The sequence below is a fragment of the Arthrobacter sp. MYb221 genome (assembly GCF_002979835.1).
In the GTDB taxonomy this organism is placed as follows: domain Bacteria; phylum Actinomycetota; class Actinomycetes; order Actinomycetales; family Micrococcaceae; genus Glutamicibacter.
Genome location: NZ_PCPW01000004.1, coordinates 84,759 through 110,675 on the forward strand (window position 1 = coordinate 84,759; position 25,917 = coordinate 110,675).

Consider the following 25,917-nt stretch of genomic DNA (forward strand, 5'->3'; position numbering starts at 1 on the left):
GGCTACTTAATGGTTGCGTTCATTGCTTCTACAAACTGCTCCGGGGTGATGGAACCCTGGAAAATCTGCGACAGGTTGGTCAGCAGGACCTGGGCCTGGTCGGGGGCCAGAGCCTGGTCCCAGGAGAGCTGGAAGTTGGGTGCGCTTTGTACCGACTGGTAGGCGTAGCCCAGGAAGCCTGCGTCCTCACTGGCGGCAATGGCCTCTTCGGCGCCGTCGACCGAAGGCACCAGGCCCAGGCCGATGAAGCTCTTAACCGATTGTTCGTTCAGCGTGTAGTCGTTGAGGTATTCGAAAGCCGCCTGCTGGGCTTCTTCGGAGGCATCGGCCGAAACCGACCAGAAGTTGGCTGGGTTGCCCACGATATTTGATGGATCGCCCTTGCCGCCATCGATGGTTGGGAATGGTGCGAAGCCCAGATTCTCTTCCTCATACCACTGCGGGGCATCGGCCTTGAATCCGGCGTAGAGCCAGGAACCCTGCAGCAGCATGGCGGCCTTGTCGGTGTGGACCAGAGCGGCGTCGGCGTTCGCGTCGGCGACCACCGAGCCGTAGGAGTCGCCGAAGCCGCCGGCCTCGACCAGCTCCTGGATCTTGGTCAATGCCTCGGTGACCGCCGGGTGGCTCCAGGCATTGGGTTCATTGTTTTGGATGGCCTGGAAGACCTCCGGGCCGCCGATGCGGTCGGTCAGGTAGGCGATCCACATCAGGTAGGGCCACTGGCTCTGTCCGGCGACAGCGAAGGGGATGATGCCCTCGGCCTTGAATGCCTTGACCACGTCGAGGGTTTCCTGCCAGGTGGCGGGGGCCTCGACGCCTACCTGTTCGAAGAGCTTCTTGTTGGTGTAGAGCACCACTGGCTGGGTGCTGTTATTTGGGACGGCGTACTGCACGCCGTCAACTTCACCGGTCTTCTCGATGGCCTCGATGGCACGTTCTTCCAGCGCATCGACCTTGCCGGTCAGATCCACCACATTGCCGTTGGCCACATAGTCAGCCAGGGTGCCACCGGACCAATTGAAAATCAGGGTCGGGGCGTTGCCGGCACCGACGGCGGTGCGGACCTTTTCCTTATAGGCATCGTTGGCGAAGAAATCGGCGGCGATGGGCTGTTCCTGATTCCTTTCATTCCACTGAGCGAAGGAATCCTTGAATGCGTTCTGCTGGGTGCCGGTCAGTGCCCAAGCGGAGAATTCGCCGTTGGCTTCTCCGCCCGGCTGTGCGCCCCCGCAGGCGGCCAAGGCCAGCGGGGCAATCATGGCAGCAGAAACCAGCAGCCGTCGAGGGGTGCTGAATTTCCGCGAGGAAGAGGAGGGCAAGTTCTTGGCGTTGCGCATTGCGGGATTCCTTTGCTTGGCAGGGGAGAGACAACGTTCAACCGACACGTATGAACGAAAGTTTCGGAAAGTTAGCGACGGTGGAGAAAGGTTATAGTGTGGCCTAGGTCTCGTCAAGGGGAATTGGCCGAAACGTCGGGTTCCCAAATTTTCGGCCGGGATAGGTGGGGAGGGTGCGTGGAATTCTCATTTTCGTTCATTTGTTCCGTAGACTCATGGCGAAAGTTTCGTAGATTTTCTTGACAGATTTGCGATATATTATGTCGTGCATCACAGATGATGTCAGTCGGGTGCTGAGCGTTCGGCGGAACGCATGATTAGGAGGTGGCTCTGTGGGTATTCGCCTTCAGGACGTTGCTGCAGCCGCAGGTGTGTCAATGTCTACGGCTTCAAAGGCACTTAATGATCGCGGGGACGTCAGTGAATCCGTGCGTCGAAAAATTGCGGCAATTGCCGAAGATCTGGAATATGCGCCCCGCCCTCGTTCGAAAGCGAACAATGGAAGCAAGCGAGTGGTTATCGTGTTCGATCACTTCGACAGCCCTTATGCGGCAACGGTGCTGAATGGGGCGATCCGCGCTGCGAAGCGTGCTGGGGTGGACCTGGTGAATACCTGTATCGAGGGGGAGGCTCGGGGGCACGATGTGCTGTCGATGGCTTGGCTTCGCGAGCAGGTGAAGAGCGGTGTGGCCGGGTTGATTCTTGTTACGACCTTCCTGGAGGACAGCAAGGTCCGCTGGTGCCGGGGTCATGAACTGCCGGTGATCGTCATTGACCCCTCCGCCCCCAACGCGGAGCATATGGTCTCCATCGGAGCCACCAACTGGCAAGGTGGAAAGCAGGCAACCGAGCATCTGCTTGCTCTGGGCCACCGAAGAATCGGATTCGCTAGCGGCCCTCGTCATTCCGTGCCGGCAGGCGAGCGACTGCAAGGCTTCCGCACCGCAATGCAAGAAGCCGCCGTTCCTGTTGATGAATCCCTTATTGCCGGCGGTAGCTTCAGGCCTGAATCTGGACGTGCCGCAGCGTTGAAAATGCTGCATGCAAAGAACCCTCCGACTGCGATCTTTGCGGTTTCGGATGATGTGGCACTGGGTGTGCTGCGTGCGGCGGAGGAACTGGGCGTTGGAATTCCCCAGAAGCTCAGTGTGGTTGGCTTTGACGATGTAGCTGCTGCGTTGTGGATGTCTCCGCCGTTGACCACGGTGCGCCAGCCATTGGATTCGATGGGGCAAATTGCCGTGGAGCGGCTGCTGGCGTTAGTCGATGATCCGGGCAGGTTTGCCCACCCTTTTCAGCTGGAGACCAAGCTCGTTGTTCGCGAGTCAACAACCTCTTTGAAATAGCGGCGCAAGGTATCGAGCGGGGGTTTTAATGGGTGTTGTTCGACCGCGTTGATTCAGCGAGCTCGCCGGGCAGGCCGAGGGCCTCATTCGGGCGCATTCCGCTGTTAGGTGCACACGCTACGATCAACGCCACCATGCGCAGATATTCACCGGGAATTCGGAAAAATTTAATGATTGGCAAAAATCAATCGCAAGGATGATATTCACTGTCGGTAGCACGGGTTAGACTGACAATCGCGCTCGAAACACCCTGCCTTTAATCCGAAGGTGCAGGATGTTTTCGGTGCAGATGGAGTAAGGACAATACCTCATGCTTCTGAAGATCATCCTCAGACACAGCAAACCCTACGCCGGTTGGATAACCGCCGTAGTCATCTTGCAGCTGGCCACCACGATAGCCACGCTGTACCTACCAAGCCTGAACGCCAAGATCATCGACACCGGTGTGGTCAACGCCGACGTCGACTACATCTGGCGAACCGGTGGAATCATGCTCGTAGTCGCCTTCATACAGGTTGCCACGGCGATCGGCGCCGTGTACTTCGGGGCCAAGACCTCGATGAGCGTTGGCCGGGACATCCGTCAGTCGGTCTTTGAGAAGGTCTCCACCTTCTCCGCTCAAGACGTGAACAAATTCGGTGCCGCCACGCTGATCACGCGCGGCACCAACGACGTGCAGCAAGTTCAGATGCTCACCTTGATGGCGTTGAACTTCATGATCACCGCACCGATCATGTCCATCGGTGGCGTGGTCATGGCCATTCGCGAGGATCCGGGGTTGTCCTGGCTCGTCTGGGTTGCAGTTCCCCTGGTGCTAGTTGTTGTAGGCATCCTGGTGATCAAGCTGATGCCGCTGTTCCGCGATATGCAGAAGCGCATCGACGGGATCAACGGCGTGCTGCGCGAGCAGATCACCGGCATCCGCGTGGTGCGTGCCTTCGTGCGCGAGCAGCACGAAACCGAACGCTATGCCGATGCCAACCAGAAGCTGACCATCCTCGGGGTTAAGGTCGGCAATCTCTTTGTGCTGATGTTCCCCGCCATTTCGATGATCCTGCACCTGTCCACCGCGGCCGTGCTGTGGTTCGGCGGGCATCGCGTGGACAACGGCCAGGTCGAGGTCGGTGCGCTGACCGCATTCCTGCAGTACCTGCTGCAGATCCTGATGGCGGTCATGATGGGTACCTTCATGGCCATGATGGTCCCGCGTGCGATGGTTTCGGCCGATCGCATCGGCGAGGTGCTCGACAGCGATCCGAGCATGGTCGACGCGGCGAACAATGGCGTCGCACTGCCCACCCCGGGCACCGTTGAATTCCGCAACGTCAGCTTCGGTTACCCCGGCGCGGACGCCCCGGTGCTCTCCGACGTTTCCTTCCTCGCCAAGCCCGGTGAGACTACCGCGATCATCGGGTCCACCGGCTCGGGCAAGACCACCTTGCTGAACCTGATCCCGCGGCTCTACGACGCCACCGAGGGAGAGGTGCTCATCGGCGGCATTCCGGTGCGCGAACTAGGCCGCGAGCTGCTCTCGGAGAATATTTCGGCAGTTCCGCAGCGCCCCTACCTGTTCTCCGGAACCGTGGCAAGCAACCTGCGCTTCGGCGCGCAGCAAGCCACCGAGGAAGAACTCTGGGAAGCGCTGCGCATCGCCCAGGCAGATGATTTTGTCGCCGCCCGCGATGAGAAGCTCGACTCGAGGATCTCCCAGGGCGGCACCAACGTCTCCGGCGGCCAGCGCCAGCGCTTGTGCATCGCCCGCGCGTTGGCCGCGAAACCCAATACCTACCTCTTCGACGATTCGTTCTCCGCCTTGGATGTGAGCACCGACGCCAAGCTGCGTGCGGCATTGGACGAGCCGACCAAGGACGCCGCGGTAATCATCGTTGCCCAGCGCGTGTCAACCATTACCGGGGCAGACCAGATCCTGGTGCTGGAGCATGGGGCGATCGTTGCCCGAGGCACTCACGAAGAACTTCTTCAGTCCTCGGAAACCTACCAAGAAATTGTTTCATCCCAGCTCAGTGCGGAGGAGGTGGCCTAAATGGCAGCGAAGAAAAAAGGCGGCGAGAAGCTCGCCGAAGTCGATGCGGACCTCGCCGAGGTAGACGAGTTCGAGGTGGCCGCGGCCTCCGGAGGCTGGGAGGAAACCCCGGTGCGCAAGGCCGAGCACTTCTGGCCTTCGGCCAAGCGGCTCATCGGCCTGATGGGCCCCTACAAGGTGGGCATGAGCGTGGTCTTCGCGCTGATCACCGTGTATGTGGTGCTCTCGGTGATTGCACCGCGGATCCTGGGCCGCGCCATGGACGTGATCTTCGCCGGGCTGATCGGCAAGGACATGCAACTGCCCGCGGGAACCACCGCCGAGCAGGTCATTCAGGGGATGCGCGATGCCGGGCAGGACTCCCAGGCGGACATGCTCTCCCGGGTGGAATTTGTCCCCGGGCAGGGCATCGATTTCGCCCAGCTCTCGCAGTACATCCTGATCGTGCTGGCCATGTACTTCGTGGCCTCGATCTTCTCCTGGGTCTCGGGCTGGCTGCTGAACAAGCTGGTCATGAAGGTCGTCTACAACCTGCGCAAGGACGTGGAAGACAAGATCAACAGGCTTCCGCTGAACTACTTCGACAGCCGCCAGCGCGGGGACATCCTCTCCCGCGTGACCAACGACGTGGACAACATCCAGAATGCCTTGCAGCAGGCGCTGAGCCAGCTGGTCCAGGCGCTGATGACCGTCATCGGCATCGTGATCATGATGTTCGTGGTCTCCTGGCAGCTGGCGCTCATTGCCCTGGTGGCGCTGCCGCTGTCCGGGGTGGGCGCAGGCATTATCGGCTCCAAGGCGCAGAAGCTGTTCACCGCGCAGTGGAAGAACACCGGTGCGCTCAACGGGCAGATCGAAGAGTCCTTCTCCGGCCATGAGCTGATGAAGGTCTTCGGCCGCGAGGACGACATGGTGGAGCGCTTCACCACGCGCAACGAAGAGTTGTACAAGGCGAGCTTCGGCGCGCAGTTCGTCTCCGGCATGATCATGCCGGTGATGAACTTCGTGTCCTACCTGTCCTACGTGGGCATCGCGGTAGTCGGCGGGTTGCGCGTGGCTTCCGGGTCGATGTCCCTGGGCGATGCCACCGCATTCATCCAGTACTCGCGAGAGTTCACCCAGCCGCTGGGCCAGATTGCCGGCGTCGCGAATATGCTGCAGTCCGGCGTCGCCTCGGCCGAGCGCACCTTCGAACTGCTGGACGCCGACGAGCAGGATCCAGAAGATGCCCAGCGCCAGCTTCCGGAACGCACCGACGGGCACGTCTCCTTCGAAAATGTGAGCTTCTCCTACAATCCGGAGCAGCCGCTGATCGAGGACCTGTCCTTCGACGCGGACCCGGGGCACACCGTGGCCATCGTCGGTCCTACCGGCGCGGGCAAGACCACGCTGGTGAACCTGGTGATGCGGTTCTACGAGCTGAACTCGGGCCGGATCATGCTGGACAACGTCAACGTCACCCAGCTGTCCCGCGCGGATCTTCGCTCGAAGGTCGGCATGGTGCTGCAGGACGCGTGGCTGTTCGGCGGATCCATTATGGAAAATATCCGTTATGGCCGGCTGGACGCCACGGATGAGGAAGTCATCGAGGCCGCGAAGGCGACCTTCGTGGACCGCTTCGTGCGCGCCCTGCCGGACGGCTACGACACGCTCATCGACGAAGAGGGCACCAACGTGTCCGCCGGTGAGAAGCAGCTGATCACCATCGCCCGCGCGTTCGTGGCGAACCCCTCATTGTTGATCCTGGACGAGGCTACTTCGTCGGTGGATACGCGCACGGAGGTGCTGGTGCAGCGCGCCATGGCGGCGCTGCGCAGCGACCGAACCAGCTTCGTGATTGCCCACCGCCTGTCCACCATCCGTGACGCGGACACCATCTTGGTGATGGAAGCGGGCCAGATTGTGGAGCAGGGCAACCATGAGGAGCTGCTGGCTACCCAGGGCGCCTACTACAACCTGTACCAGTCGCAGTTTGCCGGGCCGGCCGAGGATGTGGATGCGAATCCGGATACCGCCGCGGTTCCGGTCACCGGTGGCATACCTGTTGCGGGCGCCGTGACGCCGGAAGCTACCGGCAAGGACGAGAAAAACTAGATCGTCGCACGGAGCAGGTGGCCCATTTCCTCGAAGGAATTCTTCGGAGAAATGGGCCACTTTTCTTAAGGGAAAATCCGCTAACAGGGCCTGATGGTCGGGGCTTGCGTGTGGGTCTGGCGTCCCATCGTTGGGTGTGCCGCGCGTTGGGCCGTCTCACAACGCAGCGCGCCCCCGGCCTGCAGCGGCTCGCCGCTGGTACTGATGCCCCAGCCGCAGCCCAGCGCCGTGAGCAGGGTTGCGACTGAGTCATCGGCAAAGGAGCTTACCTGCTATCGCTTACTGCTTCGCCGGTATCCAGGCAGCGCCGGTTGCCAGCTCGAAACCCATATCCGTTCGGGCTGCTCGCCATCCCTTGCCGCACCGAAGCAAGCCGAACTGCTCAGTGGCCAAGCCGAACGCTTGTGTGCCGAATCGATTCGGGAATTAGGACCAAAGCTGGCCAACGATAAAACTCTGGATGCGGTGATCGTGGCAGCCCAAGGCAATAAGCGCCAGTGGGTTTCCCCGCCCGGCGACGAGTTCGCGGATCAAAAGACCGAAGGGTTTACCGCCCTCTGGAGTTCATGGACCGACAAGGGCAAGATAGTTGCGGTTTTGCAGGAAGTTCCTCGACTTGGCAACAAGAATGTGCCCACATGCGTGGCCGCGAATCCCAATGACCCGCAGTCTTGCTCCGTTGCTCGCGTCCAGGGGGGCTATCCATTCGGCACAACCTGAAGAAGGCATTGGACAGCGAAACCGTTCCGGAAGGTATCGTTCATGCTGACCTGACGAACGGTATCTGCACCGCGGAGCGTTGCTTTGCGGTCATTGGCTCTTTGCTTACCTACTTCGACCAGTCGAATCTGACTCAAGATTTTGCTCGTTCGCTCGCTCCCGAGCTCGGCAAAGAACTAGCCAAGGATCCGCTCATCGCCGCAGCCAAGTAGGTTCTCGTTCATTTGGCTAGGCCAGTAAAGGAAGAATCAACGAGTTGAAAACGCTTCTCGCGTAAATTCCGAAAGCTAGCGGACTTGCTGCGGTGCTCAGCGATTACCGAGACGCAGCTGCACAGGTCATAGGCTAAACCGCCGGAATTCTAGGCGTGGCAGGATTCAGCAGACAACACCGGGCTGAGACCGGCGGATTCATGTCAGCTTGGTTGGTTCCTCACCGGTAAAGACCGAAAGCTGCGTATCTGCTCCGCGAATTCGGATTTCTGTCCGAGCTTTGCTTCGAGTGAAAGCTCGCGCTGCGGCCCTTCGACTTCCCGGCGTGCTCCAGGGCTTTGGAGAGAATGAGTTCATTAAGTGGCGTTTGGGTTTGTAGCTTTGCCATCCAGCCACAATGTATTACTGGCATCTGCGTGTACTCCGCCGCTAGCAACATGCTTGTCGCTGATTTGTGTACCTTTGGTGATCACATGAACCATGGCCATGGCATGGCCGCGCCCCAATCCATGTTCTTCCTTGAGCCACTGGATAATCGGAGTCGCTTTGGTGGCGGAACCGAATCCACGATCTGTTGCCTGTGCTAACAGCTGCCGTGGGGTGAGCCCTGTCTTGGTTTCAATCGTATCGAGGTAGGCCTGAAATGACATGTGGTTGCCTTCGCAGTGAAGAGGAACGTGGGTTATCAACCTATACCGAGGAAATATGGACGACAAGGGCTAAGCCAACAGTTCGCAGTCGTTCCTCAGAACATTGTGCGCGCTTTTTGATCGGTTCATAGCATTTCCTCTTGGCATCGTCCTCCGCAACTGTTGCGCCCAGGCCAAGGGGCCGCGCCACCGTATCAACGAATTCTGCTGGTGCACCAGAACGATTCGTAGATTTTTTGCCAATTGTTTCTATAATTTGTGCAGACCAACGCATAGACTGTGGCTATCTGGCGGCAATTCCTCCTAGAAAGAGACAAACATGTCACAGTCATCATCACCCACCATGGGCTCGCGGTTGACCGCAGAGTTCCTGGGCACTTTCGTTCTGGTCTTCGGCGGATGCGGTTCGGCGATCTTCGCCGCCCAGGTCCTCGACGGCGACACCATCAATATGGGGATCGGTTTCCTCGGTGTAGCCCTTGCCTTTGGTCTGACCGTGCTGGTCATGGTCTACGCCGTAGGCCATATCTCCGGTGGGCACTTCAACCCAGCGGTCACCCTGGGCGCTGCACTGGCCAAGCGGGTGGAGTGGAAGGCGGTTCCTGCATACATGATCACCCAGGTCATCGCCGCTTCGGTGGCCGGCGCCGTGCTCTTGGCCATTGCCTCCGGAAAAGACGGATTCAACGCCGCCGAGTCGGGGTTTGCCTCAAACGGCTATGCCGACCGCTCGCCGGACGGCTACTCGCTGGTCTCCGCGCTGGTTGCCGAAATCGTGCTGACCGCGATCTTCCTGTACGTGATTCTCGGATCAACCGACCGGCGTGCGCCGGCAGGTTTCGCCGGGGTTTCCATCGGCCTGTCGCTGACCCTGATTCACCTGATCTCCATCCCGATCACCAATACCTCGGTCAACCCGGCTCGGTCCTTGGGTGTTGCCTGGTTTGCCGGGCCGGAAGCGCTGGGCCAGGTTTGGCTGTTCATCGTGGCCCCGCTGATCGGCGCGGCCATTGCCGGGGTGAGCTACTCGAAGATCTTCTCCGATCTGGTGACCGCCGAGGCAGCGAAGTAACTCCTCGAATTACGCCGGCCGGCCACACCAAAGTTTGGTGTGGCCGGCCGGTGGCGTTTGCGGGTTGATTGAGTCGCTTTTCATAGGAATCAACGGCGAACCCAGGCCGTGAATGCAAGGGGCGATGCGCTCACTGGATAGGCTAGGAACATGCAGCAGCCCCCGCCCTACCCACAGCAGTATTTCCTGCCACGCCGCAAGCAACGGGTATTCGACCCCGGAGCGATGACCCGCGGTGACTGGTGGACGGTGGGTTCCTACATCGTGTTCTTCGTCTTCGGCGGAGCGGCACTCATTGGGCTGATCCCGGGCTACTTCACGGCCTTCGAAACCGAAGAGCAAGCCCTCTTCGGAATCAACCTGATTCTCTACACCAGCTTCTTCATCCTGGCGATGGTCCAGTGCGGAGCGCACTTCTTCGACTCCTTCAAAACCATGAAATACTACCCGTGGGCCAAATGGCTGATGCTTCCCGGTGGTTGGCTGCTGACGATCATCTTCTCCGCCATCGTGACAACGATCTTTGGCGGACCGCAGATCAGCGAAAATCAGGAAGCCCTGCAGGGCATGACCACCGCCGTCCCGCTCCCGGTGATGTTCGTAGTCACCGCGGTTTTCGGACCCTTTGTCGAAGAGTACCTCTTCCGCCACCTGCTGATCGGCAAGCTTTCGCGCAAGCTCAATATCTGGGTTTGCGCGCTCATTTCCACCCTGGTTTTCGCCGGAATCCACTTCCTCAATGGAGGCGGAATCTCCTCGATCGTCCAGGTTCTGCCCTACCTGATGCTCGGCATTCTGATGTCCCTGGCCTACATCCTTTCGGGCAAGTCGCTGGCCTACGCCTACCTGCTGCATTTCATCAACAACGCCATGGCCCTGCTCATGCTGTACTTGGTCTACCCGCTGCTTCCGACCGGCGTCTAGGTTGAGTTTTACCGGGCACGAACCGCATTCGGTTCCCTACCGCGGCATGCTGCTGGCCCTGTTCGCCAGCGGCGTTGCCACCTTCTCCCAGCTCTACTCGGTGCAGGGCCTGCTGCCGAGCATCGCCGAGGAGCTGAACATCAGTTCATCCCAGGCGGCCTTGACGGTCTCCGCGGCCACCCTTGGCCTGGCGCTCGCCGTCACTCCGTGGGCCATCATCTCCGACCGCATTGGCAGGAGGCGGGTCATCGCGATTGCGTTGCTCGCCTCGGTGGTCCTCGGCCTAACCAGCTCCACGATGAGCGGTTTCGAACCGCTGCTCGTGGTCCGCTTCCTCGAAGGCATTGCGCTGGCCGGTGTTCCGGGCAGCGCCCTGGCCTACCTTGCCGACGAGCTGACCCCACGCGCGGTTGCCCTGGCCAGCGGTACCTACATTTCCGGCACCACCCTTGGCGGGTTGGCCGGACGCTTGGTGGCCAGCTGGGTGGGGGAACCTGCCGGGTGGCGCTGGGGTGTCGCGGCGGTCAGCCTCATGGCGGCCGTGGGCACGCTGTTCTTTCTGCTCAAGGCCCCTGCAGCGCTCGGATTCATCCCGACCGAGCAACGCGGGCTGCGCCCCATCCTCGGCAAATTCAAGCGGGCGCTCGGCGGACGCATGCCGCTGCTGTACCTGCAGGGCTTCTTGCTGATGGGCGGCTTTGTCGCCGTCTATAACTACCTGGCCTTCCGGTTGGAGGCACCGCCATTCATGGTGCCGGTGTCGCTGGCCTCCCTGGTCTTCATCGCCTACCTGTCCGGGACCTGGTCTGCGGTGGCCAGTGGCCGACTGGTCGCCAAAATAGGCCGGCGCGGGGCGCTGTTGCTGAGCATTGTGCTGAGCATGGCTGGACTGCTGCTGACCCTGCCCGGAAACCTGGTGGTGATCATCGTGGGGATGGTGATCTTCACCGCTGGTTTCTTTGCCGCGCATGCGGTGGCCAGCGGTTGGGTGCCGTTGCTTGCGCCCGCCACCCGGGCCCAAGCCGCGAGCCTCTACAACCTCTTCTACTATGTGGGTTCTTCGCTGCTCGGCTGGCTGATCGGCGTTCCCTTCATGCACTACGGCTGGGCCACGTTGGTGCTGTGCGTGGTGCTGTTGCAGATTCTGGCCGTCATCTTCGCCTTGGCGCTGAAACACAAAAAGTAATCCGGAGTATCAAACTTCCGTTTATCGCGTTAACTCTACCGTTCACCGCTTGGGGTTACCATGATTTTGTGAGCTGTGGAATGCGCGCCTGTGATGGGCCGGACAATGGCTAACGATCCTTACTTCGTTCCATCAACACGGAAGTGCAACATGAGCAGAAATACCGCCGACTCATCGGCATCGCCAACCACCCTGGCGAAGACCTTAGGCAACTGGGACGCGCTGGCCCTGGGCTTTGGCGCCATGATTGGTTTCGGCTGGGTAGTGCTCACCGGAGGCTGGCTTGATAACGCCGGCACCATGGGCGCCATCTGCGCGATGCTCGCCGGTGGCGCCATCATGGCCATCGTGGGCCTGACCTACGCCGAACTCACCGCGGCTATGCCCAAGGCCGGTGGAGAGCACAACTTCATCCTCCGCGCCTTAGGCGCGCGCACCTCGTTCATTGGCTCGTGGGGGATCATCGGCGGTTACGTGACCATCGTGGCCTTCGAAGCGGTCGCCTTCCCGCGGACCGTGGAATACATTTTCCCCGGCATGAGCCAGATCCCGCTGTGGACCGTGGCGGGGTTCGAAGTGAACCTCACCTGGGCGCTGGTAGGTGTGGCCGCCGGCGTGCTCGTCACCTGGATCAATATCCGTGGCGTGAAGCAGGCCGGCATTGTGCAGACCTTCATCGTGCTCTTCCTGCTGGCCATCGGCGTGCTGATGATCTTCGGTTCGGCCACCAACGGTTCGGCGGAGAATATGGAGCCGTTCTTCACCCCGGGCATGAGCGGCTTCTTCGCGGTGCTGGTGGCCGTGCCGTTCCTGTTCATCGGCTTCGACGTGATCCCGCAGTCGGCCGAAGAGGTGAAGATCCCGGCCAAGCAGATCGGCAAGCTGGTGGTGATCTCGGTGGTGCTGGCGACTTTGTGGTATGTGATGGTCGTGTTGACCACCGCCTCGGCCATGCCTGCGGATCAGCTGGCCGGCGCGGACATTGCCACCGCAGATGCCTTCGGCGCGCTATTCAATTCGGAGATCATGGCCAAGGTGCTGATCGCTGGTGGCCTTGCCGGAATCCTGACCTCGTGGAACTCATTGCTCCTGGGCGCCTCGCGGCTGGTCTACTCGATGGCGCGCGGCGGCATGCTTCCGGCCTGGTTCGGCGAGCTGCACCCGAAGTACCAGACCCCGGCCAATGCGCTGATGTTCATCGGCGGGATCTCCTTGCTCGCTCCGTTCTTCGGGGCCGAGATGCTCGGCTGGCTGGTGGATTCCGGCGCCCCGAGCATCATCGTCGCCTACTTCCTGGTCTCGGTGACCTTCCTGATCCTGCGCCGCCGCGAGCCGAAGATGGATCGCCCGCTGCGCGTGGCGGGCAAGGGGCGCGGTGGCGAAATCATCGGCTACGCCTCGGTGCTGTTGACCGCGGCCTTGTTCATGCTCTACATGCCGGGCATGCCCGCCTCGCTGAGCTGGGAACCGTGGGTGATCTTCGGTGCCTGGTGGGTGCTGGGCGCGGTGTTCTTCGTCAAGGTTCCGGGCGGCATCAAGCCGGGCCCGCAGGCCGAAGAGGAGATCCTGGCACGAGTTGCGGCGCGCAGGCGCTAGAAATCACCACAATGCCAATGGCCCAGGGCGCACCCAGCGGGGTGCGCCCTGGGCCATTTCTCTGCAGTCTCCGGCTTTGCCCGCAAAGTCTGGGGTCTCGGACAGTTGGTGAGCTGCGGGTCACATTTTCGAAGCTGAATCGGGTGTTATTGATACTTGACCCGAGGCAGCCGCGTGCTTCCCTCCAGCCAACGAGAAACAGGTCTGCCATGGCATCCGAATCAGTGACTACGCAACCCGCGCGGTTCTCCCACGTCACCAAGTTCATCGTCTTCAGCCTCATCGGCATCGCCATGTTTTTTGTGCCGATTACGCTCAACGGCACAAGTACGATTCCCCTTGACCATCTGGTGACCTTCATCCGCAATTCGCTGGGGCCCGCGGTGCCGTTCTACATCCTGGCGCTGCTGCTGGCGGGAACCATCCTGCCGTTCAGCAACGGCGGGTGGAAGGCCTCGAAGCTGCGCATGGTTTTTGCCTTCGCCAACGTGGTGGGGCTCGCGGTGGGCGCGGTGCTGATCTTCGGCGGGGGACCGGGGTGGCTGACCGAGGAGAGCATGGGCCCGTTCCTGCTCAATAAGCTGGTCATCCCCGTGGGGCTTATCGTTCCCATCGGCGCGATCTTCTTGGCGCTGCTGGTGGGCTACGGGCTGATGGAATTCCTCGGGATCTTCTGCCAGCCGGTGATGCGCCCGCTGTGGCGCACCCCGGGACGCTCCGCGGTGGACGCGGTCGCCTCCTTCGTGGGCAGCTACTCGCTGGGATTGCTGATTACCGACCGGATGTACCGTGGCGGACGCTATACCGGGCGCGAGGCGGCCATTATCGCCACCGGCTTCTCCACGGTCTCCGCTAGCTTCATGATCATCGTGGCCAAGGCGCTGGACCTGATGGAGCATTGGAGCCTGTACTTCTGGCTCGCGCTGGCGGTCACCTTCACCGTCACCGCGATCACCGTGCGCATTCCGCCGCTGAGCAGAATCAAGGATGAGACCTATCTGGGCGTCGAGCACCTTGCGGAGCAGAAGATCTCCGGGCGGCGCGCGGCCACCGCGTGGAAGGAAGCGCTCGCCGCGGTGGGCCGCGCCCCGAGCTTCGGCAAGAATATGCGGGACAACATCTGGGACGGGCTGAAGATGGCCATGGCCATCCTGCCCTCGATTCTCTCCGTCGGGCTCGCCGGGCTGCTGCTGGCCCGCTACACCCCGATTTTCGACTGGCTGGGCTACCTGTTCGTGCCGTTCGCCTGGGTGGTCGGCCTGGAGGATCCGCTGCTGGTCGGCAAGGCCTCGGCGACGGGCATCGCGGAGATGTTCCTGCCCGCCACGCTGGCGGCCGGGCATGAGTCCATCGAGCTGCGCATGGTGGTCGCGATCGTCTGCGTCTCGGCGATCATCTTCTTCTCCGCGCTGGTTCCCTGCCTGCTGGCCACCAGCATTCCGCTGCGCCTGCGCGACATGGTCATCATCTGGTTCATCCGCGTCGCGCTGACCATCCTGATCGCGACCCCGCTGGTGCGCCTGCTGCTGTAGCTCAGGTCATCGAATCGTTGCTGCCGCTGGCCCAGGCCGCGTAGCGTGCGGCCGAGAACGCCACGATCTCCCCGGCCCGCGCGGGCACGACGCTGGCGAAGTTGTTGTAGAGCCGCTCGAATTCCAAGGCGGCCAGCTGGGTGGCGATGCGGAGCACCACCGGACCGGAGAGCGGGATCCGATTGGGGTAGCTGCGCAGGAAGGTGACATTCCCATCCGCCACCGGGAAGACCCCGTCCCCGGCCAGCAGCACCCCCTGGCCTGCGGCGCCCGTCGCCCAGAGGGCCACGGTGCTCCCGGGGAAGTGCCCGCCGATCTGCTCGAGCCGGATCCCGGGAATCGGTTCGAAGGGTTCGGACCAGATCTTCACGTTCGGGCTCGCGCGTTGGACCCAGTTCTGGTCGGGGGCCGCGATATAGATGGGCGCGTTCTCGAAAGCGCTGCTGTAAGCGGTCTGCACGCCATACATGTGCGGGTGGCTGGCCACGATTCCCTGTACGCCGCCGCGCTCGCCGATCGCTTCGAAGGTCCGTTGGTCGAGCAACCCCGGCACCTCGAAGAGCAGGTTTCCGTTTCTGGTTTGCACGAGCAGGGCGCTTTGCCCGATGCCGATTTCCGGAGAACTAAACGAGGTCAGCCCGGGTTCCAGCTCTTCGATTTGGACCTGGTGCCCGGTCTCCAGAAGCTCGGCGCGGTGCGTCCAGCGTTGCATGCCATCCGGTACATACTGGCGTTCGTCGACGCAGATGGGACAGAACTCCGGTGGCTCGGCCGCCGGCTCGAATTCAACGGCGCAGGCGGCGCACTGCCAATCGATCAGTTGCATAGTTCTACTTCCGGTCCGGGGGCGAAGCAATGTCCCAGCCTAACCCGGTTATCCGCTGCTGCACAGGGTCAAAATAAAACCCAACCGATCACGGCGCTAAAAATCACCAGCATCCACGGCGGGGTTTTCCACCAGTGCAAAGCCACGAATCCGGCCGTCGCGAGGACCAATGTGGGCACGGTGGAAGCACCTTGCAGGAACACCGGGGAGTAGAGCGCCGCGGCCAGAAGCCCCACCACCGCGGCATTGACCCCGGACAAGGCCCGTCGGGCCGTGCTCGACCGGCGCAGGCGCTGCCAGAACGGGAGCGCGGCCGCGACCAGCAGGGCCGAGGGCAGGAAGATCGCAAGCAATGCGATACCCGCTCCGAGTACCCCGCTCGGTCCTGTTTGAAAGACCGTACCCAGATACGCGGCGAAGGTGAAAAGCGGTCCCGGCACGGCTTGGGCTGCTGCGTAGCCGGCGAGGAATGCATCATGCTCCACCAGCCCGGCGCCCACCGTTTGAGTTTCGAGCATGGGCAGCACCACGTGGCCACCGCCGAAGACCAGCGCGCCGGTGCTGAAGAAGATCTCGATCAGGCGCAGCACCCCGTGATCGAAGACCGCGGCGGCCGCCGGCAAGCCGATCAACAGCAGGGCAAAGACGGCTAGGCAGATCACCGCGCTGCGCCGCGAGTGCCGGGCGAAGCTAAAATCGCTCTGCTCCGAATCTTCGGCCCCATGGCGCAGCCAGAGCAGGCCGATTAGCCCCGCGGCGAGGATCACCGCGACCTGGATGAAAGGGGAAGGGAACAGCAGCACTACGCCCATCGCCGCCACCGCCAGCGTTGCGCGCGGCGCATCCGGAGCCAGCGTCTTTGCCATCCCCAACACGGCGTGCGCCACCACCGCAACGGTCGCCGCCTTGAGCCCGGTGATCCACCCGTCCCCGATCAGCGAATCCAGGCTATTGGCCGCCAGCGCGAAGAGCACCAGCAAGATCGCCGAGGGCAGGGTAAAGGCGGCCCACGCGGCGAGCAGTCCCCAGGTGCCCGAGCGTTGCAAGCCCAGAGCCATGCCAACCTGGCTCGAGGCAGGCCCAGGCAAAAACTGGCAGAGCGCCACAACATCCGCGTAGGCGCTTTCGCTCAACCATTTTCTTTTGACCACAAACTCTTCACGAAAGAAGCCCAGATGCGCGGTGGGGCCGCCGAAGGAGGTGAGCCCCAGCTTGAGGAAGGCGGCGAAGACCTCGCCGACCGGCGCCGCCGGGGGCGGGCCGGCGGGAGTCGCACCGGAGGAAGAAGTCATAGCAGAAGTATTTCATCTCCGGAATGCGACCGCTTCGTCGCGCCGCAAAGCGCAGGTAAACGAGGGGTGAACCCTTTGGGTGCCGGCGGAGGAATCGCCGTTAGTGCCGCTCAGTTCGTAGAGTAGGACTCGTGAACGCAGAAAAGCCCCCGACAACTTCCCCCGCGCTAGCCAAGCAGATCCTCGTGCTGGCCATTCCCGCCTTGGGGGCGTTGATCGCCGAGCCACTATTCCTGATGGCGGATTCGGCCATCGTGGGGCACCTCGGTGTTTCGGAGCTGGCTGGCGCGGCCCTGGGGACCACCGTGCTGCATACCGCGGTCGGCCTGATGATCTTCCTCGCCTACGCCACCACCCCGGCGGTGGCTCGCGCTCTCGGCGCAGGGCAGCCGGCGCGCGCCATGGCGGCCGGACGCGACGGCATGTGGTTTGCGGTGGTTTTGGGCATCGTGTTGTCGGTGGCAGGCTTCATCTTTGCCGAGCCGCTGGTGCGGCTAATGGGTGGTGAAGGACAGACCCTCGAATTTGCGGTGGACTACATCCTGTATTCAATGCCCGGTCTCACCGCCATGCTGCTGGTCCTCGCGGCAACCGGCGTGCTGCGCGGAATGCAGGACACCAAAACACCGCTGGTGGTAGCCACCGCGGGTTTCGGGCTGAATATCGTGCTGAACTTTGGTTTGGTCTACGGGCTGCAGATGTCCGTGGCCGGTGCCGCCTTGGGGACCTCGATCGCGCAGTGGCTGATGGCGCTGGTGTATTTGTGGATGCTCGTGCCACGCATCCGGGCCGCTGAAATCCATCTGCGTCCTAGCTGGGCGGGATTCATTTCCACCGGCCAGGTTGGTTCATGGCTGATGCTGCGAAATCTGACCATGCGTGTGGCATTGCTGTTGACGGTGGTGGTGGCAACCAACGCAGGAGAGCTGACGCTGGCGGCCCACCAGCTGGTCTTCACCATCTTTTCCTTCCTTGCCTTTGCGCTGGACGCCTTGGCCATTGCGGCCCAAGCGCTCATTGGCAAAGAACTCGGCGCAGGAGACGCATCCCAGGTTCGCCAGCTCACCGGGATCATGAGCCGGTGGGGGATCTATTTCGGAATATTCACCGGGCTATTGCTGCTCGCCACCTCGTGGGTGTTCCCGATGATGTTCACCCCGGATACCGAGGTCCACCGGCTGACCACCCTGGGATTGTGGATCTTGGCACTCTCCCAGCCGCTCTGCGGATTGGTCTTTGTCCTAGATGGCGTGTTGATCGGTGCCGGGGATGCGAAGTATCTGGGCATTGCTGGAACCATCAACCTGCTCGCCTATCTGCCCATGTTGTGGGCGGTGCAGCACTTTGCGATTGACCCGCAATCGGCGATCCTGTGGATCTGGGTGGTCTTCGCCATCGGCTACATGCTGGCGCGTGCCATCACCCTGGGGCTGCGCGCCCGAGGTGACGCGTGGATGCGCCTAGGGCAGTGAGAGCCGGACTAGCCGGCTAGTCCCATAGCGAGTCTGGGTCTTGACGTTGTCCGAGCATGGCCCGGTGAATGGACTGCAGATGCGTGCGCATCGCGTTCTCCGCAGCTTCAGTATCCGCTGCGCTAATGGCCGCCAAAATGGCTCGATGCTCGGCGAGCTCAGCGGACTGGGACATATAGGGCTGCATGGCCGGCAAGACGTAGTGTGCCCTGGCGGTCTCGGCGAAACACTTGGTCAGCGTAGCGGTGATCCGCGAATTGCGATTGGCCGCCGAGAGATCCTCGTGGAAGCGGCGGGCGGCGAGCATTGAGGCAATGGGGTCTGCCTCGGCCTGGCGCTCCTGCTCGGCGAGGTGCCCGCGCAGCACGGCGAGCGTTTGCGCCGAATGGAAGCGGGCGACATTCCGCGCCGCCCGCGGTTCGAGCAAGATCCGCAGTTCCAGGACTTCATGGATATCCTCCATGCCGATCGCCCGCACCAGGTAGCCCTTTTTCGGCAAAAGCTGCAGCAGGCCTTCGCTGGTCAGCTGGCGCAGAGATTCACGGACGGGAGTTTTGGACACCTGGAACTCCTTGGCCAACGCCGGTTCGATCACCATGGTGCCCGGGGCGAGCAGGCCGGTAGCGATCCGTTCGCGCAGCTCCAGCGTGAGCCGCTCGGACAATGAACTAGCCATGGATCCTCATTTCTCTGCTTAGCCCTGTGGAAGCGCGCGTAACTTTTGGCGCGAGACTTTCCCGGAATCAAGGAACAGTCTAGTCTTGGCTGAAATATATTTCAGGTATCTTACGTTGGTTTACCGCGAGCCAACAAGGATTTTTCGCTTCCAGGCGGAGGAGAACGAACCGATGGAAAAGACAATAACAGTGGGTTCCGACCCGCTCCGCGTGCAGCGCCGCCGGGCCATTTCGGCCTCCCTGATCGGAACCGCCATCGAGTGGTACGACTATGCGCTCTATGGGGCGGCGGCCAGCGTGGTGATCGGCCCGCTGTTCTTCGCCGGAGCCGGAAGCTCGGCGGCCTCCATCGCCGCCTTCGCGACCTTCGCCGTGGGATTCGTGGCCCGCCCGGTGGGCGGAGCGGTCATTGGGCATCTCGGGGATAGATTCGGGCGCCGTCCGGCAATGCTGCTCTCGGTCGTACTGATGGGCATCGCCACGGTCGGCATCGGTTTGCTGCCCACCGCGCAGACCTGGGGCGCCTGGTCCATCGGCTTGCTTGTGCTCTTCCGCCTGATTCAGGGCTTCGGCGCCGGTGCGGAACTCACCGGAGCGATGACCCTCGTGGCCGAATATGTCGAGCCGAAAAAACGCGGCATGTACACCTCGCTGATTCTCTCCACCCCGCCGCTGGGCATTGCATTGGCGACCATCTGCTTCTTTTCGGTTTCCCTGCTCGGGGACGAAGTGCTGCTTAGCTGGGCTTGGCGCATTCCGTTCCTCGTTTCTGCCTTGCTCTTCCTGGTGGCCCTCTACATCCGCAACAAGTTGGAAGAAACTCCCGAGTACACGCAGGCCATGGGCAAAGCCCAGCAGATGGCAGGGGCAAAAAAGCTGCCGCTGCGCGAGGTCTTCGAATCCCACTGGCGCCAGGTATTGCTGGGATTCTTCGCAATTACCGGGCATAACGCCACGAACTACATCTTGGCGGTCTTCTCCATCAGCTTGATGGTTGGCTCCGGCATGGCGCGCAGCCAGGCGCTGCTTGCGGTGACGCTCGGCTCGCTAGTCTCGGTAGTGCTCACGCCGGTGGGCGGCTGGCTGGCCGACAGGTTCGGCTCGGCGCGCATCCTCGCGGCCGGAAACATCGCCGGGCTGCTGCTGGCCTTCCCGATCTTCTGGATGCTGGCCACCGACCAATTCATCTTCGGCTTCTTGGCCATCGCCTTGGGCTACGGACTGGTCATTCCCTGCACCTCCGGTGCACAGGGAGCCTTCCTGACCGAACTATTCCCGGTATCGGTGCGCTTCAGCGGCATCGCGATTGCCCGCGAAATGAATGGCGCCATCGTGGCGGGACTCTCGCCGCTGATCGCCGCCGCGCTTTTGGAGCTCGGCAACGGCTCGGTTAGCCTGCCGGCAGGATTCCTCGCATTGTGCTGCCTGAGCTCGGCTATTGCCATCTACCTCGGTGCCCACGCGAAGCACCGAATCCGCTACTAAAAACCGCTATTCAATTGACACGAAAGCAAAGGACAACTCTTGGGTAATCTCAAGCGTCAATTCCCAGACGTCGGCGAACTAGTCAACCTGATGAAGTTCAAATTGCCATCCACCGATCGCCGTGCCGCGCGTCTGGCCCAGGCTGCAGATCTATGGGACCTGCGCCGCATTGCCAAACGGCGCACCCCCACCGCAGCCTTCGACTACGTGGACGGCGCCGCCGGAAATGAAATTACCGCAACCCGCGCCCGCGAGGTCTTCGACTCGGTCGAACTGCTGCCGCGCATCCTGCACGGAACCGCAGAAGCGGACCTGTCCACGCAGATCGCAGGTGCTCCATCCGCTCTTCCCTTCGGTATCGCGCCCACCGGGTTCACTCGGTTCATGCAGTCCGAAGGAGAAATCGGCGGCTCCCGCGCCGCCGCACGGGCGGGCATCCCCTTCAGCCTCTCCACCATGGGCACCCGCTCCATCGAGGAGGTCGCCCAAGCTGCACCCGAGGGGCGCAGGTGGTTCCAGCTGTACTTGTGGAAGGACCGCGAAAAGTCCGCGGCCCTGGTTAGCCGGGCCCAGGCGGCGGGTTTTGACACCCTTCTGGTCACCGTGGACACTCCCGTGGCGGGCCAACGCCACCGTGATACCCGCAACGGCATGAAGATTCCGCCGGAGCTGACCTTGAAGACGGTCCTCGACGCGTCTTACCGTCCGGAGTGGTGGTTCAACTTCCTGACCACCGATTCGCTGAAATTCGCTTCCCTCTCGGAATCGTCCGCGGACCTGCCCAGCATCATCAACTCCATGTTCGACCCTTCGCTGGACTTCGAAGATCTCAAATGGATCCGCGAATTGTGGAAGGGGAAACTCTTCGTCAAGGGCGTGCTCACCGCGGAAGATGCGGCGAAGGCCAAGGACGCAGGCGCCGACGGGTTGGTGGTTTCAAATCACGGGGGACGTCAGTTGGACCGGGCGCCGATCGCCTTCGAAGCGTTGAGCGAAGTCCGTGCCGAGGTTGGGGAGGAACTGGAGATCATCATGGACTCGGGCATCATGTCCGGTTCGGATATCGTCGCGGCGCTATGCGCCGGGGCGGACTTCGTATTGATAGGCCGCGCGTATCTCTACGGGCTGATGGCCGGCGGGGAGGAAGGCGTGAGCCGTGCCATCGAATTGCTGGCCAAGGAAGTAGAAGTCGCCATGCAGTTGATGGGCGCGGCAACGATTGGCGAGCTCAACGAGAGCCTGATTCGCCGTCGCGGCTAGCTCGCGGGCGCACCGGTAAATGTGACTTAGCTTGGACTCGGCTGATTCTTTGTTCTATCGCCGGTAGAATGGGGTTGTGCCTGCACCAAAAACCACCCCAGCCCAAGCCCAAGACGTCTTCCGCCCGGTATTCCTGCGCGGACTCGGCGCCCTGGTCTACTCGCTCATCTCGATATTCTGGATCAACGCGGATCAGACCGTGCTGTCTTACGCGACCGGTGCGCTGCTGGTGGTGACAGGTGTCTTCATGTGGCAGTACGTCACCGTGCCGAGCGCTCCGGAGAAGTCCCGAGGGGCCTACGCGCTAGGTGCCGGACTCATGCTGCTGGCAGGCATTGCCAGCCTGTTCGCCACCACACCCATGTGGGTCGCATATCTCGCAGCCTTCGCGTTCTTCGTCACCGGTGTGGTTGAGCTCTACGTCTTTGTGAAAATGCGCGCGCAGTTCCCGCCATTCCGTAACCAGCTGATCACCGCCGCGGTATCGATGATCCTGGCCATTGCCCTGCTCTTCGGCACGTCGCTGGATGCTCACGGCATGTTCGGCCTGATCGGCGGCGGCACCATAATTTTCGCGGTCTTTGAACTGATCGCCGCGTTCGGCCATCGCCATGACGCCAAGGCGGCGGCATCGACCGAAATCGAAAACAACTAATACTTTTAGGTCAACAGGAAAAGTAGAAACGGAGTTCCTGGTGGGAAACAACTCGCAGAAGAAGCAACCGTGGAGCCATTCAATTAAAGGCCCGCTGAGCTTCTCGCTGTTGCTGGCTGTCGTTGCTGGAGTGGTCGGCATGATCTCCTCGACCGGAGGCTCGCAGAACCCGATTCGTTTTGATATCGGACTGGTCTGCTTTGGGGTGGCCTTTGTCGCCAGTTTGCTGATCATCTCGGTGCTCACCATGGCAGGCAAGGAAAACGATTCTGAGCTGGGCAAGGGCACGGGTGTGAACCGTTCCTCGGCCGACCCGAACAAAAAGTTCGAAGACTAAAACATCGCGTCGACAACGCGCTGGGCCCGCCGTCAAGGCGGACCCAGCGCGTTGTCGTTAGCTTGGCGGTCAGCGCACCGCACCGAACAAGAACGCCATTTTCAAGGATTGACACGTGAACAACACGAAGCAGACGTCGAGAAGTAGCCGCACCCCACTGGGCGAGCAGCTGATTCGACGTAAATCAATCCACTCCATGACCACCGAGGCCGCAACTAACGCCGGTCTCGGACAGCTCAAGCGCAGCTTCGGGGTGCTGCAGCTGACCATGATTTCCGTCGGAGCCACGCTGGGAACCGGCATCTTGGTGATCCTTGGCGATTCGGTACCCGTTGCCGGTCCGGCCATCTGGATCGCGTTCGTGCTCGCCGGCGTGACAGCGCTGCTTTCGGCGGTGTCCTACGCTGAAATGGCCGGCATGGTCCCGGTGTCCGGTTCCAGCTATTCCTATTCCTACGCCACTATGGGCGAAGGGGTGGCATGGATCTGCGGTTGGTGCCTGATCCTTGAATACGCGGTATCCGCGGCCGCCGTGGCCGTAGGAGCTGGTTCCTATGTGAACCAAACGCTTGAAATCTTCGGCATGCAGCTGCCCGCGTCGCTGGCCAGCGGTCCGGTAGACGGCGGCGTCATCAACCTGCCTGCACTGATTACGGTGATCCTAGCGACCCTGCTCTTGGCACGGGGTGCCCGTGAATCGGCCCTGGCCAACACCGCCATGGTGATAGTCAAGATCGCGATCCTGGTGTTCTTCTCCATCGTCGCGTTCACCGCCTTCGACGCGGGGAACTTCGCTCCGCTGCTGCCTATGGGGGCAGCCGGTGTGAGCGCTGCCGCCTCGATGGTGTTCTTCTCCTACATCGGCTTTGACGCCGCATCCACCGCCGGTGAAGAAGCAAAGAACCCGCAACGCGATATGCCACGCTCAATCATCATCTCCATGATTCTGGTGACCACCGTGTACGTATTGGTGGCGGTGGCCGCGGTAGGCGCACGCAACTGGCAGTGGTTTGAAGGCGCCCAAGCGGCACTGGTGATGATCGTATCCGAGGTGACCGGGCAGCGCTGGCTGGTGCTGCTCTTCGCTCTGGCCTCGGTGGTCGCGATCATCTCGGTGGTGCTAACCACCCTGTACGGGCAGACCCGCATCCTGCTGACCATGGGGCGCGACGGACTGGTGCCGAAGGCCTTTGCCAAGGTTTCCCCTAGGACCCACACCCCGGTGATCGGTACGCTCATCGTCGGCAGCGCGGTGGCACTTACCGCCTCGCTGATCCCGTTGGGTGAACTGGCCGAAGCCACCAGCATCGGAACCCTCTTCGCGTTCGCGCTGGTGGGAGTCGCGGTCATCTTCCTGCGGCGGACCCAACCGGACGCGCCACGAACCTTCAAGGTGCCGTTCTACCCGGTGACCCCCATCCTCGGAATCGCCGCGTGCTTGTTCCTGATGTTCAACCTCGGCACGAACACCTGGGCGGTCTTTGGTATTTGGATGATTGTCGGTTTTATCGTGTACCTCAGCTACGGCCGCAAGCATTCGCGCTTGGGGGCGCTGCACACCGATTCATATCGCGAGACACTAAAGTCGAAATAATTCTGCGGCGAGTTAGGCTGTGAGTTGAACCAGACTCTAGCCCTCACCGACCAGGAGCAACCATGCAGCAAGAAGCGATCAGCACCGCGGATCTCTACGACGAATTCGAAGAGCAGATCCAGTCGATTTCACTGCAGTTCCAGTCGTTCGGCGCCCGCGAAAGCTTCTCGGGCCCTGCAAAAACGATCAAATGCTTTGAAGACAATGTGCTGATCAAATCCACGTTGAATACCCCTGGTGAAGGCCAGGTGCTGGTAGTAGACGGCGGCGGGTCGCTGCGCTTCGCACTTATGGGAGACATGATCGCCCAAGCGGCGGTGGATAACGGCTGGGCCGGGGTTATCATCAACGGTGCGGTGCGGGACCGCGTTGAACTGGCAAAGATGGACCTTGGCATCAAGGCGTTGGGGAGCAACCCGCGCAAAACCGTGAAACGCGGTGGCGGTTTCAGCGATCTGAGCCTTGAAATTGACGCGGTCACCATCCGCCCCGGCGCCATGGTGTACGCCGACGCGGATGGTGTGCTGGTCGAGCGCTAGGCACCCACCCTATTCCGAGAGGTGTTTTCCGCCTCCAGTATTTCCTTGGCCCCACTCTTCAACGAACTCAGCGGTGCTCAACTCCTCTAGATCCTTGCGAATCTGAACGATCAAGCGTTCGGCTTCTTCAAGGTTGGAGGTTTGCATGCGCAGCAGAATTGCATCGTTTTTCAAGGAATGAACGACTACCTCGGCTCCGCGTGCTTCAAATTCTGCGTCGCCGAGCGTTGCGGAGGCGATAGCTGCGGCCCACCGGCCGGCTGCCTTCAGCGGGGAATCCGCGCTGGCTTCAAGGCGTGCCTCATATTCTTCGGATGCGTGTGCTTCACCGGTCATGATCTGGCCTTTCGACTGCGAGGACAGGATGCTCCTGTTATCCAATCATCTTAGGGTCGAAGCGATGGATAACGCGACTTATTTAGGCGTCAGTCTTTCGCTTTTCGTGCCCGGTAGGCGCGAACATGCTCGCGGTTGGCACAGTTGCCGGTGTCGCAATACAATTTCGAGCGGTTACGCGACAGGTCAAGCAGGGCCGCGCCGCAGTCGGTGGAGGCGCAGATGCGCAAACGTTTGCGCCCGCCGGAGCGGATCACCTCGGCCAAGGCCATGGCTGCATCCACCGCCATGCGGTCGTAGAGCGGGGCTCTGGTGGTGGTCGCGTGCAGGTGGTAACCCCATTTTTCGTTCTTGATTAGCTGCGGCTGGGCGTTGACGTTGCGCAGTATTTGATTAACTTTGAACACCGCGTCATCCTCATCGGTGGTCCAGATGCCTTTGAGCTGGGCACGCAGCTGGCGGATGGAACGCAGCTCGGACTGGTCTTGGGCATGGGGGCCGCTGAAGTTCTCGGTGCGCAGGAACTGATCCAAATCCGGCACCGTGGAAAGCAAGTCGACGAACGAAACCTCGGTGTTCAACAAGTTCACGATAGTGTGCAGCGACGCTTCAATATCTGGCGCAAAGGTCATAAATCATTCCCGGGATGTTCGTGGATTGACGCGAGTTCAAGCGGATCCGTATTGTCATGATCATATAATCTTTTGCTCCTGAATCACCTGCGTGTTCCT

The 25,917-nt window shown here is 61.4% G+C and carries 24 protein-coding genes; 17 read left to right on the top strand and 7 right to left on the bottom strand.

Annotation, left to right across the window (positions count from 1 at the left end; translation table 11 throughout):
• Positions 1-2: 2 nt before the first annotated feature.
• Positions 3-1,337 carry an ABC transporter substrate-binding protein gene (locus CQ015_RS06605; RefSeq protein WP_105649645.1) on the bottom strand — a complete coding sequence of 445 codons (1,335 nt, stop codon included), beginning with the start codon at positions 1,335-1,337 and terminating at the stop codon, positions 3-5.
• Between the two features lie 332 nt (positions 1,338-1,669).
• Here CQ015_RS06605 and CQ015_RS06610 point away from each other — a divergent pair, with 332 nt between their 5' ends.
• The 5 genes from CQ015_RS06610 (at position 1,670) to CQ015_RS06630 (ending at position 7,753) form a co-directional block, all read left to right on the top strand.
• Positions 1,670-2,683: a LacI family DNA-binding transcriptional regulator gene (locus CQ015_RS06610; protein ID WP_258137968.1), complete on the top strand. Its 1,014-nt coding sequence runs from the start codon at positions 1,670-1,672 to the stop codon at positions 2,681-2,683.
• 310 nt (positions 2,684-2,993) lie between these two features.
• On the top strand, positions 2,994-4,727 hold the full coding sequence (locus CQ015_RS06615; RefSeq protein ID WP_105649647.1) for an ABC transporter ATP-binding protein: 1,734 nt from the start codon (positions 2,994-2,996) through the stop codon (positions 4,725-4,727).
• On the top strand, positions 4,728-6,821 hold the full coding sequence (locus tag CQ015_RS06620) for an ABC transporter ATP-binding protein (RefSeq protein WP_105649648.1): 2,094 nt from the start codon (positions 4,728-4,730) through the stop codon (positions 6,819-6,821). It abuts the gene before it with no gap.
• Between the two features lie 228 nt (positions 6,822-7,049).
• Positions 7,050-7,541 carry a hypothetical protein gene (locus CQ015_RS06625; protein ID WP_146114027.1) on the top strand — a complete coding sequence of 164 codons (492 nt, stop codon included), beginning with the start codon at positions 7,050-7,052 and terminating at the stop codon, positions 7,539-7,541.
• Between the two features lie 8 nt (positions 7,542-7,549).
• Entirely contained in the window at positions 7,550-7,753 is a 204-nt protein-coding gene (locus CQ015_RS06630; RefSeq protein WP_105552678.1) for a hypothetical protein, read from the top strand.
• A 356-nt stretch (positions 7,754-8,109) separates the two neighbouring features.
• On the opposite strand, the gene CQ015_RS06635 is transcribed toward CQ015_RS06630, so the two are convergent.
• Complete coding sequence (locus CQ015_RS06635) at positions 8,110-8,403, bottom strand: DUF4287 domain-containing protein (RefSeq protein ID WP_105552679.1); 294 nt, start codon at positions 8,401-8,403, stop codon at positions 8,110-8,112.
• Positions 8,404-8,722: 319 nt separating this feature from the next.
• Between CQ015_RS06635 and aqpZ the strand changes: the two genes are divergently transcribed.
• The 5 genes from aqpZ to CQ015_RS06660 all read left to right on the top strand — a co-directional run bounded on the left by aqpZ (position 8,723) and on the right by CQ015_RS06660 (position 14,713).
• Positions 8,723-9,475 (top strand): aquaporin Z, encoded by a 753-nt coding sequence (gene aqpZ, locus CQ015_RS06640; RefSeq protein ID WP_105552680.1) that lies wholly within the window; start codon positions 8,723-8,725, stop codon positions 9,473-9,475.
• A gap of 150 nt (positions 9,476-9,625) precedes the next feature.
• Complete coding sequence (locus tag CQ015_RS06645; RefSeq protein ID WP_096286147.1) at positions 9,626-10,399, top strand: CPBP family intramembrane glutamic endopeptidase; 774 nt, start codon at positions 9,626-9,628, stop codon at positions 10,397-10,399.
• Position 10,400: 1 nt separating this feature from the next.
• Positions 10,401-11,585, top strand: a complete 1,185-nt coding sequence (locus tag CQ015_RS06650; protein ID WP_105649650.1) for an MFS transporter — start codon at positions 10,401-10,403, stop codon at positions 11,583-11,585.
• 150 nt (positions 11,586-11,735) lie between these two features.
• Positions 11,736-13,181, top strand: coding sequence for an APC family permease (locus CQ015_RS06655; protein ID WP_105649651.1), 1,446 nt, complete (start codon positions 11,736-11,738; stop codon positions 13,179-13,181).
• Positions 13,182-13,390: 209 nt separating this feature from the next.
• The gene (locus CQ015_RS06660; protein ID WP_105569506.1) at positions 13,391-14,713 is read left to right on the top strand and encodes a YjiH family protein; all 1,323 of its coding nucleotides are present in this window, start codon (positions 13,391-13,393) and stop codon (positions 14,711-14,713) included.
• 1 nt (position 14,714) lies between these two features.
• Here CQ015_RS06660 and CQ015_RS06665 read toward each other — a convergent pair whose 3' ends face one another.
• Together CQ015_RS06665 and chrA are read right to left on the bottom strand one after the other, a co-directional pair.
• The gene (locus CQ015_RS06665; protein WP_105649652.1) at positions 14,715-15,539 is read right to left on the bottom strand and encodes a hydrolase; all 825 of its coding nucleotides are present in this window, start codon (positions 15,537-15,539) and stop codon (positions 14,715-14,717) included.
• Between the two features lie 68 nt (positions 15,540-15,607).
• The gene (gene chrA / locus CQ015_RS06670; protein WP_105649653.1) at positions 15,608-16,831 is read right to left on the bottom strand and encodes a chromate efflux transporter; all 1,224 of its coding nucleotides are present in this window, start codon (positions 16,829-16,831) and stop codon (positions 15,608-15,610) included.
• Between the two features lie 131 nt (positions 16,832-16,962).
• Between chrA and CQ015_RS06675 the strand changes: the two genes are divergently transcribed.
• Complete coding sequence (locus tag CQ015_RS06675; protein ID WP_105649654.1) at positions 16,963-18,303, top strand: MATE family efflux transporter; 1,341 nt, start codon at positions 16,963-16,965, stop codon at positions 18,301-18,303.
• 16 nt (positions 18,304-18,319) lie between these two features.
• Here CQ015_RS06675 and CQ015_RS06680 read toward each other — a convergent pair whose 3' ends face one another.
• The gene (locus CQ015_RS06680) at positions 18,320-18,979 is read right to left on the bottom strand and encodes a GntR family transcriptional regulator (RefSeq protein ID WP_105649655.1); all 660 of its coding nucleotides are present in this window, start codon (positions 18,977-18,979) and stop codon (positions 18,320-18,322) included.
• 172 nt (positions 18,980-19,151) lie between these two features.
• On the opposite strand from CQ015_RS06680, the gene CQ015_RS06685 reads away from it, so the two are divergent.
• The 6 genes from CQ015_RS06685 (at position 19,152) to rraA (ending at position 24,850) form a co-directional block, all read left to right on the top strand.
• Positions 19,152-20,465 carry an MFS transporter gene (locus CQ015_RS06685; protein ID WP_105649656.1) on the top strand — a complete coding sequence of 438 codons (1,314 nt, stop codon included), beginning with the start codon at positions 19,152-19,154 and terminating at the stop codon, positions 20,463-20,465.
• 39 nt (positions 20,466-20,504) lie between these two features.
• Positions 20,505-21,725 carry an alpha-hydroxy acid oxidase gene (locus CQ015_RS06690; protein WP_105649657.1) on the top strand — a complete coding sequence of 407 codons (1,221 nt, stop codon included), beginning with the start codon at positions 20,505-20,507 and terminating at the stop codon, positions 21,723-21,725.
• A 76-nt stretch (positions 21,726-21,801) separates the two neighbouring features.
• Positions 21,802-22,380 (top strand): DUF308 domain-containing protein, encoded by a 579-nt coding sequence (locus tag CQ015_RS06695; RefSeq protein ID WP_105552692.1) that lies wholly within the window; start codon positions 21,802-21,804, stop codon positions 22,378-22,380.
• A 40-nt stretch (positions 22,381-22,420) separates the two neighbouring features.
• Positions 22,421-22,717, top strand: coding sequence for a hypothetical protein (locus CQ015_RS06700; RefSeq protein ID WP_258133488.1), 297 nt, complete (start codon positions 22,421-22,423; stop codon positions 22,715-22,717).
• A gap of 196 nt (positions 22,718-22,913) precedes the next feature.
• Positions 22,914-24,311, top strand: coding sequence for an amino acid permease (locus CQ015_RS06705; protein ID WP_105569516.1), 1,398 nt, complete (start codon positions 22,914-22,916; stop codon positions 24,309-24,311).
• Positions 24,312-24,373: 62 nt separating this feature from the next.
• Positions 24,374-24,850 (top strand): ribonuclease E activity regulator RraA, encoded by a 477-nt coding sequence (gene rraA / locus CQ015_RS06710; protein WP_105552694.1) that lies wholly within the window; start codon positions 24,374-24,376, stop codon positions 24,848-24,850.
• Positions 24,851-24,859: 9 nt separating this feature from the next.
• Here rraA and CQ015_RS06715 read toward each other — a convergent pair whose 3' ends face one another.
• Both CQ015_RS06715 and CQ015_RS06720 read right to left on the bottom strand, forming a co-directional pair.
• A complete protein-coding gene (locus tag CQ015_RS06715) occupies positions 24,860-25,186 on the bottom strand; it encodes a hypothetical protein (protein WP_105552695.1) in 327 nt (108 codons plus the stop codon).
• A gap of 89 nt (positions 25,187-25,275) precedes the next feature.
• The gene (locus tag CQ015_RS06720; RefSeq protein ID WP_105552696.1) at positions 25,276-25,818 is read right to left on the bottom strand and encodes a CGNR zinc finger domain-containing protein; all 543 of its coding nucleotides are present in this window, start codon (positions 25,816-25,818) and stop codon (positions 25,276-25,278) included.
• Between the last annotated feature and the right edge of the window lie 99 nt (positions 25,819-25,917).

Excerpts from the sequence above, each read along its gene's own strand:
- CQ015_RS06605 (WP_105649645.1), bottom strand. The coding sequence starts at position 1,337 with ATGCGCAACGCCAAGAACTTGCCCTCCTCTTCCTCGCGGAAATTCAGC.
- CQ015_RS06615 (WP_105649647.1), top strand. The coding sequence starts at position 2,994 with ATGCTTCTGAAGATCATCCTCAGACACAGCAAACCCTACGCCGGTTGG.
- CQ015_RS06620 (WP_105649648.1), top strand. The coding sequence starts at position 4,728 with ATGGCAGCGAAGAAAAAAGGCGGCGAGAAGCTCGCCGAAGTCGATGCG.
- CQ015_RS06635 (WP_105552679.1), bottom strand. The coding sequence starts at position 8,403 with ATGTCATTTCAGGCCTACCTCGATACGATTGAAACCAAGACAGGGCTC.
- aqpZ (WP_105552680.1), top strand. The coding sequence starts at position 8,723 with ATGTCACAGTCATCATCACCCACCATGGGCTCGCGGTTGACCGCAGAG.
- CQ015_RS06645 (WP_096286147.1), top strand. The coding sequence starts at position 9,626 with ATGCAGCAGCCCCCGCCCTACCCACAGCAGTATTTCCTGCCACGCCGC.
- CQ015_RS06655 (WP_105649651.1), top strand. The coding sequence starts at position 11,736 with ATGAGCAGAAATACCGCCGACTCATCGGCATCGCCAACCACCCTGGCG.
- CQ015_RS06660 (WP_105569506.1), top strand. The coding sequence starts at position 13,391 with ATGGCATCCGAATCAGTGACTACGCAACCCGCGCGGTTCTCCCACGTC.
- CQ015_RS06665 (WP_105649652.1), bottom strand. The coding sequence starts at position 15,539 with ATGCAACTGATCGATTGGCAGTGCGCCGCCTGCGCCGTTGAATTCGAG.
- chrA (WP_105649653.1), bottom strand. The coding sequence starts at position 16,831 with ATGACTTCTTCCTCCGGTGCGACTCCCGCCGGCCCGCCCCCGGCGGCG.
- CQ015_RS06680 (WP_105649655.1), bottom strand. The coding sequence starts at position 18,979 with ATGGCTAGTTCATTGTCCGAGCGGCTCACGCTGGAGCTGCGCGAACGG.
- CQ015_RS06685 (WP_105649656.1), top strand. The coding sequence starts at position 19,152 with ATGGAAAAGACAATAACAGTGGGTTCCGACCCGCTCCGCGTGCAGCGC.
- CQ015_RS06705 (WP_105569516.1), top strand. The coding sequence starts at position 22,914 with ATGACCACCGAGGCCGCAACTAACGCCGGTCTCGGACAGCTCAAGCGC.
- rraA (WP_105552694.1), top strand. The coding sequence starts at position 24,374 with ATGCAGCAAGAAGCGATCAGCACCGCGGATCTCTACGACGAATTCGAA.
- CQ015_RS06715 (WP_105552695.1), bottom strand. The coding sequence starts at position 25,186 with ATGACCGGTGAAGCACACGCATCCGAAGAATATGAGGCACGCCTTGAA.
- CQ015_RS06720 (WP_105552696.1), bottom strand. The coding sequence starts at position 25,818 with ATGACCTTTGCGCCAGATATTGAAGCGTCGCTGCACACTATCGTGAAC.